Below are 828 nucleotides of genomic sequence, written 5' to 3'. Positions count from 1 at the left end.
CACCCGGACGCGCCAGCCGCTCTCCAGGGGCAGTTCGCGGCGGACGAACGCGACCAGCGGGCCGTCCACCTCCACCACCTGCTGCGTGGAGCGGGGCCGGGACGCGGCGATGTAACGGGCCAGGGTGAAGGCGCCGCCGCCGAGGTGCACGGCCTGGATCGGCCGCCCCGGGGGCGCGACCAGGTCGGCCACGTGGCCCAGCCGGCGCTGGTACGAGAAGTCGAGGTAGCCGGGGTCGTCGAGGTCGACGTGGGACTGCGGGGCGCCGTCGATCAACAGGGTGCGCCCGCGCGGCCGGTCCCGGTCCGGCACCAGTTCGGCGCGGCCACCGTCCACCCGCGCGCCGACCGGCTCCCCGGCGCGGGCCCGCCCGCGCGTGCGCCCACCGCGCGCCCGGCCGGTCGGCGCGTCGGCCGCACCCGTCGTGCCCGTCGTGTCCGCTGTGTCGGGCGCGTGCGCCGCGTCGTCGCCGCGCTCGTCGGCCCGTTCGTCCGCGGTCGGTCGGGCGCGGTCCGCGCGCCCGCTCCGACCCGCGTTGCCCTGCCGTCCGCGCTTACCTCGTGCCATCCGATCAGTATCGATCACCGCTGGCCGAGCGGTCGGCCCGGTCAGCGGTGGCCCCCGCGCGGGCGGGGCCGCGCGTCAGTGGCTGCGGTCGATGACCTCGATCACCCGGGCGGCCTCGCCGAGCGCGGCGCGGAGCACGGCGGGGTCGGTGGCGTCGCGGTACGCCTCCGCGGGCGGCACCAGCCAGCCGGCGCCCGGCACCGGGGGCGCGGCGTCCTCGGCCACCGCCTCCCGCGCGCCGTACGGGGCGAGGGTCCGGTC

1 protein-coding gene and 1 pseudogene are annotated in these 828 nt (G+C 79.7%); both read right to left on the bottom strand.

Translation table 11 applies throughout. The annotated features are described in order from the left end of the window. A partial coding sequence (locus KUM32_RS44400) for a spermidine synthase (RefSeq protein WP_374227602.1) occupies positions 1 to 567 on the bottom strand: 567 nt, incomplete at its 3' end. A 75-nt stretch (positions 568 to 642) separates the two neighbouring features. Beyond that, positions 643 to 828, bottom strand: a pseudogene (locus KUM32_RS37925) (hypothetical protein); the annotation flags it as partial.

The organism is Streptomyces sp. AC627_RSS907, from assembly GCF_019049165.1.
This window is presented reverse-complemented; position numbering and strand designations above follow the sequence as displayed.